The sequence below is a fragment of the Synechococcus sp. W55.1 genome (assembly GCF_047461655.1).
Lineage (GTDB): Bacteria > Cyanobacteriota > Cyanobacteriia > Thermostichales > Thermostichaceae > Thermostichus.
The window spans coordinates 17,573-33,197 of sequence record NZ_JANSHN010000019.1; the positions used below are offsets into that span (position 1 = coordinate 17,573).

Annotated in this window: 13 protein-coding genes; 8 read left to right on the forward strand and 5 right to left on the reverse strand. The window is 59.9% G+C overall.

The window, feature by feature from the left end:
* Positions 1-231: 231 nt before the first annotated feature.
* Complete coding sequence (ileS, locus tag NW816_RS10120; RefSeq protein WP_414409066.1) at positions 232-3,075, forward strand: isoleucine--tRNA ligase; 2,844 nt, start codon at positions 232-234, stop codon at positions 3,073-3,075.
* Positions 3,076-3,173: 98 nt separating this feature from the next.
* Here the strand turns inward: ileS and NW816_RS10125 are convergent, their stop codons facing one another.
* Positions 3,174-4,520, reverse strand: coding sequence for a dihydroorotase (locus NW816_RS10125; RefSeq protein ID WP_414409067.1), 1,347 nt, complete (start codon positions 4,518-4,520; stop codon positions 3,174-3,176).
* Between the two features lie 2 nt (positions 4,521-4,522).
* Positions 4,523-5,923, reverse strand: coding sequence for a histidine phosphatase family protein (locus tag NW816_RS10130; RefSeq protein WP_414409068.1), 1,401 nt, complete (start codon positions 5,921-5,923; stop codon positions 4,523-4,525).
* Positions 5,924-6,257: 334 nt separating this feature from the next.
* Here NW816_RS10130 and murQ point away from each other — a divergent pair, with 334 nt between their 5' ends.
* From murQ to NW816_RS10155, 5 genes are all read left to right on the forward strand, one after another.
* Complete coding sequence (gene murQ / locus NW816_RS10135; RefSeq protein ID WP_414409069.1) at positions 6,258-7,187, forward strand: N-acetylmuramic acid 6-phosphate etherase; 930 nt, start codon at positions 6,258-6,260, stop codon at positions 7,185-7,187.
* A gap of 21 nt (positions 7,188-7,208) precedes the next feature.
* The gene (locus NW816_RS10140) at positions 7,209-8,495 is read left to right on the forward strand and encodes a recombinase family protein (protein ID WP_414409070.1); all 1,287 of its coding nucleotides are present in this window, start codon (positions 7,209-7,211) and stop codon (positions 8,493-8,495) included.
* Between the two features lie 371 nt (positions 8,496-8,866).
* Positions 8,867-9,703, forward strand: a complete 837-nt coding sequence (gene bchL / locus NW816_RS10145) for a ferredoxin:protochlorophyllide reductase (ATP-dependent) iron-sulfur ATP-binding protein (protein ID WP_041437180.1) — start codon at positions 8,867-8,869, stop codon at positions 9,701-9,703.
* Between the two features lie 158 nt (positions 9,704-9,861).
* Positions 9,862-10,839 carry a protochlorophyllide reductase gene (locus NW816_RS10150; protein WP_414409071.1) on the forward strand — a complete coding sequence of 326 codons (978 nt, stop codon included), beginning with the start codon at positions 9,862-9,864 and terminating at the stop codon, positions 10,837-10,839.
* A gap of 41 nt (positions 10,840-10,880) precedes the next feature.
* Complete coding sequence (locus NW816_RS10155; RefSeq protein ID WP_414409072.1) at positions 10,881-12,281, forward strand: ferredoxin:protochlorophyllide reductase (ATP-dependent) subunit N; 1,401 nt, start codon at positions 10,881-10,883, stop codon at positions 12,279-12,281.
* On the opposite strand, the gene NW816_RS10160 is transcribed toward NW816_RS10155, so the two are convergent.
* The 3 genes from NW816_RS10160 to NW816_RS10170 all read right to left on the reverse strand — a co-directional run bounded on the left by NW816_RS10160 (position 12,278) and on the right by NW816_RS10170 (position 14,222).
* Positions 12,278-12,520: a hypothetical protein gene (locus tag NW816_RS10160; RefSeq protein WP_414373570.1), complete on the reverse strand. Its 243-nt coding sequence runs from the start codon at positions 12,518-12,520 to the stop codon at positions 12,278-12,280. The two genes, NW816_RS10155 and NW816_RS10160, sit on opposite strands and share 4 nt — an antisense overlap.
* Positions 12,521-12,557: 37 nt before the next feature.
* Positions 12,558-13,868, reverse strand: coding sequence for a glutamate-1-semialdehyde 2,1-aminomutase (hemL, locus tag NW816_RS10165; protein ID WP_414399924.1), 1,311 nt, complete (start codon positions 13,866-13,868; stop codon positions 12,558-12,560).
* A 78-nt stretch (positions 13,869-13,946) separates the two neighbouring features.
* Entirely contained in the window at positions 13,947-14,222 is a 276-nt protein-coding gene (locus NW816_RS10170; RefSeq protein WP_414409073.1) for a DUF4404 family protein, read from the reverse strand.
* A 196-nt stretch (positions 14,223-14,418) separates the two neighbouring features.
* On the opposite strand from NW816_RS10170, the gene NW816_RS10175 reads away from it, so the two are divergent.
* Both NW816_RS10175 and NW816_RS10180 read left to right on the forward strand, forming a co-directional pair.
* Positions 14,419-14,730 carry a hypothetical protein gene (locus tag NW816_RS10175; RefSeq protein ID WP_414409074.1) on the forward strand — a complete coding sequence of 104 codons (312 nt, stop codon included), beginning with the start codon at positions 14,419-14,421 and terminating at the stop codon, positions 14,728-14,730.
* A 30-nt stretch (positions 14,731-14,760) separates the two neighbouring features.
* Entirely contained in the window at positions 14,761-15,507 is a 747-nt protein-coding gene (locus NW816_RS10180) for an SIMPL domain-containing protein (protein WP_414409075.1), read from the forward strand.
* Positions 15,508-15,625 lie beyond the last annotated feature (118 nt).

Sequence of the window (15,625 nt, forward strand, 5' to 3'; positions counted from 1 at the left end):
CTACTATCTGGCATCCGCAGGAACCTCCCTTACTAAACGACACCCTGAGACTAGCACAAATCTTTTCTTGTTTTCTCGATCAGGGAGTTCATGCGGTGGTTTGTTGGAGCCGTTTGAGAGCTCCAGGCGCTCTGGGTGACCGTGGGCTTCGGATCCCCTGTCCCACAAGAGGGGTGAGGGATGGACTGCTGAGGATAAGGCAACAGCGTAGGATAGAAGGACGCCCTCTAGTTGGCTCGAGTTGCCGTGGACTACAAAAGTACCCTCAACCTGCCCCAAACTCAGTTTCCCATGCGGGCAGAGGCCGCCAAGAGAGAACCCGCCATTCAAGCCTTTTGGCAGGAAGAGCAAATCTACCAGCGCCTTGCCGACCACAATCCTGGGGATCCCTTTGTCCTGCACGATGGACCGCCCTACGCCAATGGCGATATCCACATGGGCACCACCCTCAACAAGATCCTCAAGGATATCGTCAACAAGTACCACATCCTGCAGGGGCGCAAGGTGCGCTACGTGCCCGGCTGGGATTGCCACGGCCTGCCCATCGAACTGAAAGTGTTGCAAAGCCTCACTCCGCAGGAGCGGGAAAACCTCACCCCTCTGCAGCTGCGACAAAAAGCCAAGGAGTACGCCCTGCACTACGTTGATGTGCAGCGGGCCAGTTTTCAGCGCCTGGGGGTATGGGGATCCTGGGATCGGCCCTACCTGACGCTGTCGCCGGAGTACGAAGCCGCACAGATTGAGGTGTTTGGACAAATGGCCCTCAAGGGCTACATCTACCGCGGCCTCAAACCCGTCCACTGGAGCCCCAGCTCCCAGACGGCTCTGGCGGAAGCGGAGCTGGAGTACCCCGACAACCACATCTCCCCCAGCATCTACGTGGCCTTTCCGCTACAGAGCCTGAGTCCGGCGGCGCAGCCGGTTTTGGAGCCTTTCATGCCGGGCCTGCGGGCAGCCATCTGGACCACCACCCCTTGGACGATCCCGGCCAACCTGGCTCTCTGCTTTAACCCCAAGCTCACCTATGCAGTGGTGGAGTCTCCCCGCTTCGGCCTGCTGTTGATCGCCGCCGATCTGCGGGAGCGGCTGGAGAAGGTTCTGGAGACGCCTCTGGAGATCAAGGCCACCCTGCCGGGATCCGCCCTGGAATACAGTCAAGGACGGCACCCCCTCTTTGACCGCGCCAGCCTCTGCGTGCTGGGGGACTATGTCACCACCGAGTCCGGCACCGGCATTGTGCACACAGCTCCGGGGCATGGGGAAGATGACTTCAAAACCGGCCAAAAGTATGGTCTGCCCATTCTCAGCCCTGTGGACGATCAGGGGAGATTTACCGCCGAGGCCGGATCCCAGTTCGTCGGGTTGGATGTGCTCTCCAAGAAGCCGGAGACCAGCGGCAATGCTGCTGTCATCCAGGCTCTGCAGGCTGCGGGGGCTTTGCTCAAGGAAGAGCCCTACAACCACAAATATCCCTACGACTGGCGCACGAAAGAGCCAACGATTTTCCGGGCCACCGAGCAGTGGTTTGCGTCTGTAGCTGGCTTCCGGGAGCTGGCCCTGCAGGCCATTAAAACCGTGAAATGGATCCCGGCCATCGGGGAGAACCGCATCACTGCTATGGTGTCGGAGCGCTCGGATTGGTGTATTTCCCGCCAGCGGGCTTGGGGCGTGCCCATCCCCGTCTTTTACGACGAAGAAACCGGCGAGGTTCTGCTCACCGCCGAGACCCTCGACCACATCAAGGCCATCTTCGCCCAAGAGGGATCCGACGCCTGGTGGCAGCGCCCAGTGGAAGAGCTGCTGCCGGAGCAGTACCGCCGCAATGGCCGCACCTACCGCAAGGGCACAGACACCATGGATGTCTGGTTTGACTCCGGCTCCTCCTGGGCAGCGGTGGCCAAGGCCCAAGGGCTGGGCTACCCGGTGGATCTGTATTTGGAGGGCTCCGACCAACACCGGGGCTGGTTCCAATCCAGTTTGCTCACCTCCGTGGCCGTCAACGGCCATGCCCCCTACAAGGCGGTGCTCACCCATGGGTTTGTGCTGGACGAGAAAGGCCAGAAAATGAGCAAGTCCCTGGGCAATGTCATCGATCCGCTGGTGTTAATTAACGGCGGCAAAGATCCCCAGACGGATCCCGCCTACGGGGCGGATGTGCTGCGCCTGTGGGTCTCCAGTGTGGACTACTCCGGGGATGTGCCGCTGGGTAAGACCATTCTTGGGCAAATGGCGGATGTATATCGCAAAATCCGCAACACAGCTCGCTTTTTGCTGAGCAACCTCTACGACTTCAATCCGGCTCAGGATGCCGTTCCTTTTGCAGCCTTGACGGAGCTAGACCGCTACATTTTGCACCGCCTGCACGAGGTGGGATCCGAGATCGGCGAATCTTTTGCCAGCTATCAGTTCTACCGCTTTTTCCAGGCGATTCAGAACTTCTGTGTGGTGGATCTCTCCAACTTTTACCTGGATATTGCCAAGGATCGCCTCTACATTAGCCATGCCCAAAGTCTACGGCGGCGCCAATGTCAAACGGTGCTCTCCCTGTTGCTGGAGAACTTGGCCAAGGCCATCGCCCCCGTTCTCTCCCACATGGCCGAAGAGATTTGGAGCCATCTGCCCTATCCCAAGCCCACCCGTTCGGTGTTTGAGGGGGGGTGGATGAAGCTGCCGGAGCACTGGCGGGATCCCCAGTTGGCGGCCATTTGGGAGCAGCTGCGAGAGGTGCGCCAAGAGGTGAACAAGGCTCTGGAGCAAGCCCGTACCGGTCGCGTTAGCGGGACGGAGTCCTTTAAGCCCATCGGCGCTTCCACCGAGGCCAAGGTAATCCTGAAGGTAGCGGATCCCAGCCTATACGCTCTTTTGCAGGAGCGGGCTGCCGAGTTGCGCTACTTGTTCATCACCTCACAGGTGGAACTGGAGAAAACCTCAGGTCAAGGCTTGGAGGTCTCTGTTTTTCCGGCTGACGGCCAAAAGTGCGTGCGCTGCTGGAACTATTCCACCCGTGTGGGGGAATTTGCCGAACATCCAGAGCTGTGTGAGCGTTGCGTAGCCGCTCTGGCCGGGGAGTTTTGAATTAGTTTTGAATTAAGGACTCGTCCTGCTGGCGGGAAGGGATCCCCCTCTTTGAATTGGCTCTTTCTCCGGACAGGTCTTGTCGGCCTTCTTCGGGATCAAGGGGCAGAGCTGCGGGATGGGATCCCCTCGACATGGGTGTGCAGCACTTTGCCGCACAGGGTTTTCTCCAGCCAGGGAGTCGCTGGCGATCGGGAGTGGAGAGTGGCAACAGAAACCGTCCAAGGGTGGGTGGGATCAAACAGCACCCAGTCGCTGTGGGGGGTGAGGGTGGGCGGATCTAGGTTTAGGCAGCGGGCCGGGTACAGGCTGAGGGCAGACCACAGTTGCAGCGCTGTCAGGGATCCCGTTTCTACCAAATGGTGCCACAGCAGCGGCAGAGCCAGCTCCAGGCCCATCGCCCCCGGCGGAGCATCGGCAAAGGGCAGGGTTTTCTCTTCGTAGGTGTAGGGGTGGTGATCCGTCGCGATCCCCAGGCTGCCGGAACGGATCCCGGCGATCAGAGCCTCTCGGTCGCCGGCGCTGGGAAGAGGGGGCAGAAGGCGAAGGTGGGGATCGTAGCGGTGCTCAAAGACGGCCTCTTCGGACAAGATCAGGTGCATCCAAGTGGCGCTGGCGGTAACCGGCAGTCCTTCGGCTTGGGCCTGTTGGATCAGCTCCAGGCTGCGGGCTTGGCTCAGGCGCATGATGTGCACAGGCGGAGGGGAAGGAACGCTCCTGATCACCTCCAAGAGACGGGCCAGAGCGGCAGTTTCGGCACTGGCAGGGATCCCTTTCAGCCCTAGGCGCAGCGCCCAGATCCCTTCGTAGAGGCTACCTTGCCCGGCCAAGGTGGGATCCCAGGCCCAGAGCAGCAGGGGTTTCTTTCCCAGCCGCAAATACTCCAGAGCCCGCCGCACCAAAGCCAAGGAGCGCAGCGGCTGAACTTCTGCAAAACCAACTGCTCCCGCTTGCGCCAGTTCTCCCCAGGGGGTTGGAGTTTCTCCTTGGCCACCCACGCTCAGGGCAGCCCAGGGCAGCCAGCGGGGATCCCCCAATTGGCGGGGGTAGCGGTTCAAGTGCTCCGGGCGATCCAGCACCGGAAAAAAGCCGCTTCCGGGAAGGGGGGTGGGCAGAAGCCCCACCTGGGTAAAGCCTCCCGCCAAAGCCGCTGCAGCCAAAGAGGTCAGGGTTTCCCGACTGTGGGCCAGATCGCTGCCAACCATCTCGCCGCTGTGGGCATACAGATCCAGCAAACCCGGCCCCACCACCCAACCTGAGCCATCGATGGTGGGGATGTCGGCAGGGATCCCTGCTGGCTCGGTGGCCCGCAGGCGACCCTCTTGCAACCACACATCGGTTACTTCATCCCGCTGGCGCCAAGGATCCAACAGGCGCACTCCCTGGAGATGCACATTTTGTCCTGTTAGTCGTCCTGTTAGCTCGCGGAGAGGGGATGAGCCCATCTTTACAAAGCTCCAGCGGTGGTGCAGTCCAAGATCTGGCCCGACAGATGGGTGGTGAGGTTCAACACCTTCAAAACCGGGGCACCCTCCTTGCCTTCTGGATAGTCGATCACCGTAATGGCACCATTCCCCTGCTTGAAGATCCAAAAGGCTTGGGGGGAAAGGTCGAACAACTGACAGATGATCGCCTTGTTGATGGCATCGTGGGCAACAACAACCGCCGTGCCCTGAGGAAACTGGGCTGCGGTGATGGCCAAAAGCTCCTGCCAAGCGGAGCGAGTGCGCTCCCACACCTGGTGAAGGTTTTCCCCATTGGGCATCTGCACACTGGCGGGATCCCGTTGCCAGCGCTCCAGCTCGCCGGGGTATTCAGCTTCGACTTCGCTTTGCAGCTTGCCCTCCCAGTCCCCGTGGCAGATCTCCTGCAAGTCGGGCATTGGGCGCAAAATGAGGTTGCCGTGGTTGCTGCAGATGGCATCGGCTGTGGCCCAGGGGCGCTTCAGGGGGCTGGAGAAGGCCAGTTGCAGGGGTTGAGTGGCCAAAAATTCTGCCACCTTGGCTGCCTGTTCCTCCCCGGTGGCATTGAGGGGAATATCCCGCTGCCCCTGAAAACGGCGCTCTCGGTTCCACTGGGTTTCTCCATGCCGCACCAGCAAGATGCGCATCCCCTGCTTGCGCTTGGGCAGGGCTTGGCCGAGGTGAGCGGTGATGTTTAGAGATTCCAGTTGTGGCGGCCCCTGCAGGCCCTCGGGAAAATTGAGAACGCTGATGGCGCAGTTATCCTGCCCGAGGCGGTGATAGTGGTGTGGCCCCAGGCCGATGGCGGTGCTGACCAGGGCGCGATTGATGCCGCTGTGGCCCACGATGAGGATATTGAGGGGCTGCCTTGGGGAGGGATCCGCTCCATGGTTCCAGAGGCCTGCAGCCGATTGCAGATGCAGGGCCAGCATTTCCCAAAACCCCTGCGCCTGCTGCCAGAGCTCCCGCACTGGAAAGCGGCCCTCCAGCTCCAGGTTGTCGGGATGGTGCCGCCACAGGTGGTAATCTTCGGGGTATTTCTCCTGCACCTCGGCAAAGGTCAGCCCTTCCCAGGCCGTCAGGTCGATCTCCCGCAGTTGATCGGTAACGTGCAGAGGGATCCCTTCTCGGTCTTTCAAAAGGATGCGAGCTGTCTCGAGGGCGCGAGACAGGGGGCTGCAATAGGCGCAATCCAACGGGATCCCGGCCAGGGCCTCGGCTACACGCTGCGCCTGCACTTCTCCAGTGGGGGTGAGCCGGGAGAGATCGGAGCGGCCTTGAATGCGATTTTCCAGGTTGAAGGTGCTCTCACCATGGCGCACGATCAAGATGCGCAGGGCAGGCTGGTCGCGGTAGCGGGACGGAGTCCTTGCCATCGCTTGCATGGACTTACTCATCGCAGTAGCGGGACGGAGTCCTTAGAACACCTTCTAGAGTACCGCCACCTGGCAGTGCTTGCCTTCCTCAATTCACCGGTTTGGCTGCGGACTGAGGGGTGCTTGGGCTGGTTGCCGCCGGTGATGAGGGCATCCTGGGAGAAGGACTACCGTGGCCGTGCTGCGTTCCCGTTGGCAGGGGTTTTGGCGGGAATGGATGCTGGCGACGCTGTTGGCGCAGTTCTTCTTCCGTTTACTGATCCCTCAAGAGATCCCTTGCCACCGCTAGATAGAATCTGAGGGGACAAAACGTGGGATCCCTCTCCCCTAAGCAAGCACTGCTATGGATTCTCCACAAGTGGCCGGGGATCCCGGATCCCTGACCGAAAGCCCCAACCCGGCCACAGCCGAGATCGACCGTCTCAGCACCTGGGAACTGGTGAAACGGATCAACGCTGAGGATCGGCGGGTGCCGGAAGCGGTGGCTGCTCAAGCAGAGCCGATTGCCCAAGCCATCGATGCCATTGCCCAGCGGATGCGTCACGGCGGGCGGCTGATCTATATCGGGGCAGGAACCTCAGGTCGGCTGGGGGTGCTGGATGCGGCTGAGTGCCCGCCCACTTTTGGCACTTCCCCCACCCAGGTGGTGGCTTTGATTGCCGGGGGGGAAAAAGCCCTGACCCAGGCGGTAGAAGGCGCAGAGGATGACGCGGAAGCGGCTGCCCGCGCTCTGGAGAGTCTCCACCTCCAAGCTCAAGATAGTGTGGTGGGAATTGCCGCCAGCGGTCGTACCCCCTATGTGCTGGGTGGGATCCAAGCCGCTAGGAGCATGGGGGCGCTCACGATTGGCCTGGCCTGTAACCACCCTTCCCCGCTAACCGAGCAGGTGGACATTGCCATTGCCCCTTTGGTGGGGCCGGAGGTGATCCTCGGATCCACCCGCATGAAAGCCGGCACAGCCCAAAAGCTGGTGTTGAACACGATCTCCACTGGAGTGATGATCCGCTTGGGCAAGACCTATGGCAACCTAATGGTGGATCTCCAGGCCAGCAATGCCAAGCTCAAGCAACGGGCGGAGCGAATGGTGGCCCTAGCCTGCGATCTGGATCCCACTACGGCTGCCCAATTGCTGCAGGCTTGTGATGGAGAGGTGAAAACCGCGATCCTTGTGGCCTTGATGGGGTGCTCTGCTCAGGAAGCTCGTCAGCACTTGCAACAGGCCCAGGGCAACATTCGCCAGGTGCTTGATTCCGTTCTGGCGCAGCGGCGGTGACAATAGTTGAATGGCTTGTCCATGAGCGTTTGCGGCTACCTCTACACGCCTTCCCATGCTCCTTTGCCGGAACAGGAGTTGGCCTGGCTCCAGGGGCGAGGGGCCGATCCCATCCTGCACGATTGGGGATCCCGAACTCATTTGGAGGAGCTGTTCCGACGCATCACAGCCGGCTTGGTGCAGGAAGTGCTGCTCTTGCGCCTGTCGGATCTGGGGGATCGGGCGGATGAAATCCACGAGCGGCTGCTGCAACTCCAACACTCCGGGATCCGCCTCAGCTTGGTCACCGAATCCGGTCTGCAAACCCCCACCGAGGCTGCCGATTGGATCCCCCTGCTGGCCGAGATCCCCCATCAGTTGCAAAGCCGCCGCCTCTGCTGCAGCCAAGCCCAAAACCGCCTGGCGGGCAAACCCCCCCCTGGCCCTGCCCCCTTTGGCTACCGCCGCGAAGGGGAACGTTACGTGCTGGATCGCCGGCAGGCCAGCATCGTTCAGGATTTTTTCCAGCACTTTCTCCTCTACGGATCCCTGCGGCAGGCGGTGCGCTTCTTGGAGGAAAAACACCACAAGCGGATTTCTGTGGCCACCGGACGCAACTGGCTGCTCAACCCGGTATACCGCGGGGATCTGGCCTATGCCGACGGCACCACCCTGCGGGACACTCACCCGGCCCTTCTCAGCCGCACGGAAGCCGCCCAGATCGATCGCTGGCTCAAACGCAACCAAGGGATCCCTCGCCGCAGCGCCAGTGCTCCCCGCGCTTTGGCCGGCCTGGTTCATTGCTGCGCTTGTGGCAGCCTTCTGCGCATTGTGCAAACCACCCCTCGCAAGGGGAAAAAGAACGGATCCCCCTACCTCTATCTGCGCTGCCAAACCTGTCGCTACAGCCTCCCCTACACCGAAGTCCTGCAGGAGGTGATCCGGCAGGTGTGCGAACAACTGCCCCAACGCGCCCAGACCCTGGATCGACAAGCCCTCACCCAAGTCCGCCAAGAGCTCCAAGCCCAAATCCAGGCCAACGCCGAGCGGCTGCGGCAATTGGAAGAGCTGCAGCAATCTGGACTAATGGACGAGGCCTCCCTGGCCCAGCGTCGCTACCAGTTGCGAGCAGAGACGGCCCGCTTGGCCCAAAAGCTGGAGCAACTCCCCCCCGCCAACCTCACCCAGACCATCCAAACCCTCTCCATCCCGCCCTTCTGGCAAGACCTCAGCGAGACCGAACGGCGTGCCTACCTGCGGGAATTCCTGCGCAGGATCGAGGTGGATTCTGCAGGAGCGGTGCGAGTTACGTTTGCCTTCGATCCCTGAGAGCGAAGGGTTCCCCCCACCTTCCCCCCAGAATTGAGACCATTCTTGATTCTTTCTCAGCCCAGACCTGCCTCAGCGCCAAGCCAAGAGGACGGGATCAGCGCCATGGCATAGCTGAATCCTTCCCGATTTGGGTGAATTGTCATCTGGAATTGTTTTCTTTTGATCACTGATGAAAGTATATCTAAAACTAAAATCGGGAAAAACATCAAAAATCGACTTGAGAAGCCCTGGGAACTTTCTTAGGACCATTTGCAAGATCTGGGAACTTCTAGCTTTTTGAGGGATCCACCTTTATCCTTCGCAACAGTTCTCAGGGGGCGGGTTGGCTGCCGATAATGTCCCTTGTCTGCCCCATGGAGGAACGCGCTGTGAAATTGGCGGTTTACGGAAAAGGTGGGATCGGCAAATCCACCACCAGTTGCAACATCTCGGTGGCCTTGGCCAGGCGGGGCAAAAAGGTCTTGCAGATTGGCTGTGATCCCAAGCACGACAGCACCTTCACCCTGACCGGCTTTCTCATCCCCACCATCATCGACACCCTGGAAGCCAAGGGCTATCACCACGAAGACATCTACCCAGAAGATGTGATCTACCGCGGCTACGGCGGCGTGGACTGTGTGGAAGCGGGTGGGCCCCCGGCAGGGGCCGGCTGTGGCGGCTATGTGGTGGGGGAAACCGTCAAACTCCTGAAGGAGCTGAACGCCTTCGATGAGTACGATGTCATCCTCTTCGATGTGCTGGGGGATGTGGTGTGCGGCGGTTTTGCGGCTCCCCTCAACTACGCCGACTACTGCCTGATCGTAACCGACAACGGCTTTGATGCCCTGTTTGCCGCCAATCGGATTGCTGCCTCGGTGCGAGAAAAGGCCAAAACCCGCAAGCTGCGGTTGGCCGGGCTGATCGGCAATCGCACCAGTAAGCGGGATCTGATTGACAAATACGTCTCGGCAGTTCCCATGCCGGTTATCGAGGTGCTTCCCCTCATTGAAGATATTCGCGTCTCGCGGGTCAAGGGCAAAACCCTCTTCGAGATGGCGGAAACCGATCCCAGCCTGGAGCCTGTCTGCCAGTACTACCTGAACATCGCCGATGAGCTGCTGGCCCGTCCGGAAGGGATCGTGCCCCAACCTGCCGAGGATCGGGAGCTGTTTGCTTTGCTCTCCGACTTTTACAACACTCCAGCCCGCCAACTGGCCTTGGTGTAAGGGATCCCCTGCCAGCGGGGGCAGTGTGTCCAAAAATGAAGCCACTGTTTCGGAAGACTGTCGCAAACCTTATCAATTTGTTGTCCGATCCGCTTTCCCCCCCAAGATGGATCCTGTAGGGATCTCGCTTTGGGAAGGAAATGGCACAGGAGTTGGATATGCAAGGACAAGAGCAACCCACCGTCGTGATTACCGGAGCTTCCTCGGGTGTTGGCCTGTACTCAGCTTTGGCCTTGGCCAAGCGCGGCTGGCACGTGGTGATGGCCTGTCGGGATCTGGACAAAGCCTACCGGGTGGCCCAACAAGTGGGGATCCCCCAGGGCAGCTATACCCTGATGCACATCGATCTGGCCAGCTTGGCCAGCGTGCGGCGGTTTGTCGAGCAGTTCCGCAACTGGGGCCGTTCCTTGGACGCCTTGGTCTGCAATGCCGCCATCTACATGCCCCTGCTCAAGCAGCCCCTGCGCAGCCCGGAAGGATATGAGCTGACCATGGCCACCAACCATCTGGGGCATTTCTTGCTCTGCCATTTGATGTTGGAGGATCTGAAACGCTCCACCTATCCAGATCGGCGGCTGGTGATCTTGGGCACGGTTACCCACAATCCCAAAGAGCTGGGGGGTAAGATCCCACCCCAACCCCACCTGGGGGATCTGCGGGGGTTTGCCCAGGGCTTCAAGGATCCCATCAGCATGGCCGATGGCGGCAAATTCGATCCGGTGAAAGCCTACAAAGACAGCAAAGTCTGCAATATCCTCACCATGCGCGAGCTACACCGTCGCTTCCATGAGAGCACAGGCATCACGTTCCTCTCTCTCTATCCGGGGTGTGTAGCCACCACGGCTCTGTTCCGCCATCACTATCCCCTGTTTCAGAAACTTTTCCCCTGGTTCCAAAAAAACATCACGGGCGGATTTGTTTCTGAGGAATTGGCCGGAGAGCGGGTGGCCCAAGTGGTGGCCGATCCCGAGTTTCGTCGGTCGGGGTTCTACTGGAGCTGGGGCAACCGGCAACGCAAGAATGCCAAGCCCTTTAACCAAGAAGTCTCTGACGAGGCGGCGGACGATGCCAAGGCCAAACTGCTTTGGGATCTCAGCGAAAAATTGGTGGGTGTGCCCCAGTTGGCGGCCCTTTAGCCCGAAATGTTCCCCTCTTTATATGTTGTTAGGAGACGAGCATGAATGCTGCTTTGGATAGTGCCAACGCCCTTAACTTCCAGTGCGAAACCGGCAACTACCATACCTTTTGCCCGATTAGTTGTGTAGCTTGGCTTTATCAAAAAATTGAAGACAGCTTCTTTTTGGTCATCGGCACCAAAACCTGTGGCTACTTTCTGCAAAACGCCATGGGGGTGATGATCTTTGCCGAGCCCCGCTATGCCATGGCGGAGCTGGAAGAGGGGGATATTAGCGCCAAGCTCAACGACTATGAGGAGCTGAAGCGGCTGTGCCTGCAAATTCAACGAGATCGCAATCCCAGCGTGATTGTTTGGATCGGCACCTGCACCACCGAGATCATCAAAATGGACCTGGAGGGCCTAGCCCAGAAGCTGGAGGGGGAGATTGGGATCCCGATTGTGGTGGCACGGGCCAATGGCCTCGACTACGCCTTTACCCAAGGGGAAGACACGGTTTTGGCCTCGATGGCTCAGCGCTGCCCAGAGCAGGTGCGGGCAGAGGAGCAGGAAACCCGCGGGGGTCTCCAGGCGCTTTTTTACGGGCTCCGCTCTGGAACAAAGAAAGAGGAGGAAGGCTTCCACAAGCATCCTCCCTTGGTGATCTTCGGCTCGGTGCCCGATCCGGTGGTTACCCAACTCACCCTGGAGCTGAAAAAACACGGGATCCGCGTCTCCGGCTGGTTGCCGGCCAAACGCTATGGGGAGCTGCCGGCCATCGAGCCGGGCACCTACGTGGTGGGGGTGAATCCTTTCCTCAGCCGCACGGCCACCACGCTGGTACGCCGCAAAAAGGCTAAGCTCATCACCGCTCCTTTTCCCATCGGGCCGGATGGCACCCGCGCCTGGATAGAAGCCATTGCCCGCGAGCTGGGGATCCCGACTCAGGGCTTGCCAGAGCGGGAAGCGGAAGTGTGGAGCCATCCCCAAGTTCGGGATTATCTGGAGCTGGTGCGGGGCAAAAGCGTTTTCTTCATGGGCGATAACCTGCTGGAGATCTCGCTGGCCCGTTTCTTGGTGCGCTGCGGCATGACGGTGCAGGAAATTGGGATCCCTTACATGGACAAACGCTACCAGGCGGCTGAGCTGGCCCTCTTGGAGCGCACCTGCGAAGAGATGGGGGTACCCAAGCCCACCATCGTAGAGAAGCCGGATAACTACAACCAAATCCAGCGCATCAAGGCCCTGCAGCCGGATCTGGTGATCACAGGTATGGCCCACGCCAACCCCCTAGAGGCACGGGGGATAACCACCAAGTGGTCGGTGGAGTTCACCTTCGCCCAGATCCACGGCTTCGGCAACACCCAGGCTCTGCTGGAGCTGGTGACCCGACCGCTGCGGCGCAATGCTGCCCTCAAAGGCTTGGGTTGGGAGCGGCTGGTGCGAGAAGAAGCCCCTATCTAACCTTCCGGCTCCTCATTGTCAAACAGTAGACCGTCTAGGTGATCTGGCAGTTGCTGCCGGTCGATCCAGACCATGCCCGCCAGAATAGCTTCGGCCTCGTTTTGAAAGTAGCCGTAGGCTTTGGTGCCAATCTCCGACTCGCAAGAGCCATCTTGCTGGAGCAGCCGGCAGCGAAAGATAAACCCCTTCTCTGTAGCTTGGGTGGTGATGCTCCAGTTGCGATGGATATGCTCGGCCATAGCAGGGATCCCGGCTCGCGAGGGGGTAATTGTCAACTCAGAGGGTGCTCAACACCTCTCGCGCGGCGGCTAGAGTTTTCTCCACATCGGCCTCTGTGTGGGCCAGGGAGGTGAAGCCGGCCTCAAATTGCGAGGGCGCCAGATAGACTCCCCGCTCCAACATGCCGCGATGGAAGCGGGCAAATTTCTGCAGATCGGAAGTCTTGGCCTCTTCGTAGTTGCGCACTGGGCCGGCAGTAAAAAAGAAGCCAAACATGCCGGGCAGATAGCCCCCGCACATCTCATGCCCCGTTTCCCGCGCGATCTGCAATAGCCCCGTCGCCAACTTCTCGGTAATCCGCTCCAGATACTCGTAGGTGCCCGGGCGGCGCAAAATGTCCAGTGTCTGGATCCCTGCTGTCATGGCCAGGGGGTTGCCGGAAAGAGTCCCTGCCTGATACATCGGCCCCGCTGGAGCCACCATTTCCATAATTTCTCGCCGACCGCCGTAGGCCCCCACCGGCAGGCCGCCGCCGATGACCTTGCCCAGGGTCGTTAAATCGGGGATGACCCCAAACTTGGCCTGTACACCGCCATAGCTGATGCGAAAGCCGGTCATCACCTCATCAAATACCAGTAGGGCTCCGTACTTTTGGGTGAGATCCCGCAACCCTTCCAAAAAGCCCGGCTGGGGGGGAATAAAGCCGGCATTGCCCACCACCGGCTCTAGGATGACTCCGGCAATGGAGTCGGGGTGCTGTTCAAACAGGGCCTTGACTGCCTCCAGGTCGTTGTAGGGAGCCGTCAGCGTAGCGCTGGTAGCTGCCTTGGGCACCCCCGGCGAGTCTGGCAAGCCCAGCGTGGCCACCCCCGAACCGGCTTTCACCAAAAACATGTCCGCATGGCCGTGGTAGCAGCCCTCAAACTTGATCACCTTTTCCCGGCCGGTATAGGCCCGCATCAAGCGCAGCACCGCCATGCAAGCTTCGGTGCCGGAATTGACAAAGCGCACCATCTCCACACTGGGCACCGCCTCAATGACCCGCTCCGCCAGTTCATTTTCCAGAACGCATGGGGCGCCGAAGCTGGTGCCTTTCTCCAAAGCTCGGCGCAGAGCCTCAATGACCTCGGGGTGAGCGTGGCCAACAATCGCCGGCCCCCAACTGCCGATGTAGTCGATGTATTGGTTGCCGTCCACATCCCAGGCGTAGGCCCCTGAGACACGGTCGAACACGACGGGATCCCCGCCCACCGACTTGAAGGCGCGCACCGGAGAACTCACTCCCCCCGGCATGAGACTTTGTGCCCGGGCAAAAATCTGTTTGGAGCGGGCGGTGTTAAACGAAGTGGAGTGGAGAGTGCTGGTCATAGAGCAGGAGCTTTCAACGCATTACCAAGGCTAGCAAGCAAGGGAGCTTTCTGGTGAGCCCTTTTACGGACCCTGAACCTACAAACCCATCCCTGCCAGTGTGTCGATCACCTGCTCCAGGATCAGGGTAAGGTTGGGATGCGAGGTCTCGAACAGGCCCAGCGCCTCTCCGATGCGATCCCTGGGGCCTTGGCTCGGTTTGCTCTCGGTCGGGGATCCCAGCTCGGCCAGCACCGCTTCCACTTCCTGGCGAATGGTGGCAATGTGCTGCCGCTGCTTTTCGTCCAGGCCAGGGGTTTTTTGCAGCTCAACATCCAGATCGCGCAGCAGTTGTCGCAGTTTCGATTCGGCCATTCTTAAAGAGACCTTAACAAATTGAGAACAAATTAAGTTTTGACCACCCTGCCTCGATCATACGGCCTGATGGGTTGAAGCAGGGATCTCTTTGTCCAAGGTCTGAGGGCGGGTGAGGCGACGAAGGTGAACTTTGACCGCCGGGGATCCCAGCATTGGAGCAACCTTTGTAGGATGGGCAGTAGAGTCTATCCCCATGTCTGAGCTGGCATTGGCCCTAGTAGGGGCGGCGGTTGCTGCTGCCCTTTTCGTTGGGATTTTCGTCTGGGAACAAAGACGCAGCCAAGAATTGCTGCAGCGGTGGGCGGCAAAGCAGGGCTACTCCCTGTTGAGCCAGGAGGCACGGTACTGGCGGCTGGGGCCTTTTTCCGGGAGCACTTCCAAGTATCAACGGGTATTCCGTGTGCGGATACGGGATCCGTGGGGGCAAGAACGCACCGGCTGGGTGAGGTTAGGGAACTGGTGGCTGGGGCTTTTGTCGGATCAGGCTGAGGAGCGGTGGGAGTAGGCTGGGATTGAACCACAGAAGGGGAAAGCAATGAACGGGATCAGGGGTTGGAAAGGGCTGAAGGGGGTAGCGTGGCTGGGCCTGGTACTGGCGGTGGCACTGTTGGGTTGGAACATAATCGCCGGAGGTGGAGCGATGGCCAGTCCTGGTGAGGGATCCCGAATGTTGACGGTTACAGGGCAGGGATCGGTCTCGGTGGAGAACTCCATTGCCCTCATTCGCTTAGGGGTAGTCATTCAAGGGGAGACGGCGCAATCGGTACAACAACAGGTGGCAGAACGCTCAGAGCGGCTGGTCAATCGCCTCAAGGAGCTGCAAGTAAGCGCTCTGCAAACCACCGGCATTTCCCTCTACCCGCAATACGACTACCGGGATGGCCAGCCTCGCCTAACGGGTGTGCAGGGGCAAAACAGTCTGCAATTCGAGGTGCCCGTGGCCAGAGCCGGGCAAGTGCTGGATGAAGCCGTGGCCGCCGGAGCCACCCAGGTGGAATCGGTCAGTTTCCGGGCCGACGATGCCACCCTGTTGGAAGCGCGCAGCCGCGCCCTAACCCAAGCCGTGCAAGATGCCCAACGCCAAGCCCAGGATGTGCTGGGGGTCTTGAACCTGAGCATCCGTTCCGTCGAGCGCATCCAGATTCAGAGCGATGGCTACATGATCCCGCCGCCGATCCCCTTTGCCCGCGCCGACTATGCCCGTCTAGAAACAGCATCCACACCGGTGGAGGGGGGACAGCAAACCGTGCGCGCCCAAGTCACCCTCGAGATCCGTTACTGAGCCTCTGCTTTGCTGCCTCGAATAATTCACAAATGTTCACCACATAGATTTCAGCTCTCCCGCCAAAGGGCTTCTGGTCAGAGCAAGCCTTGGGCAGCAACAGACAGCGGCTCTGGAC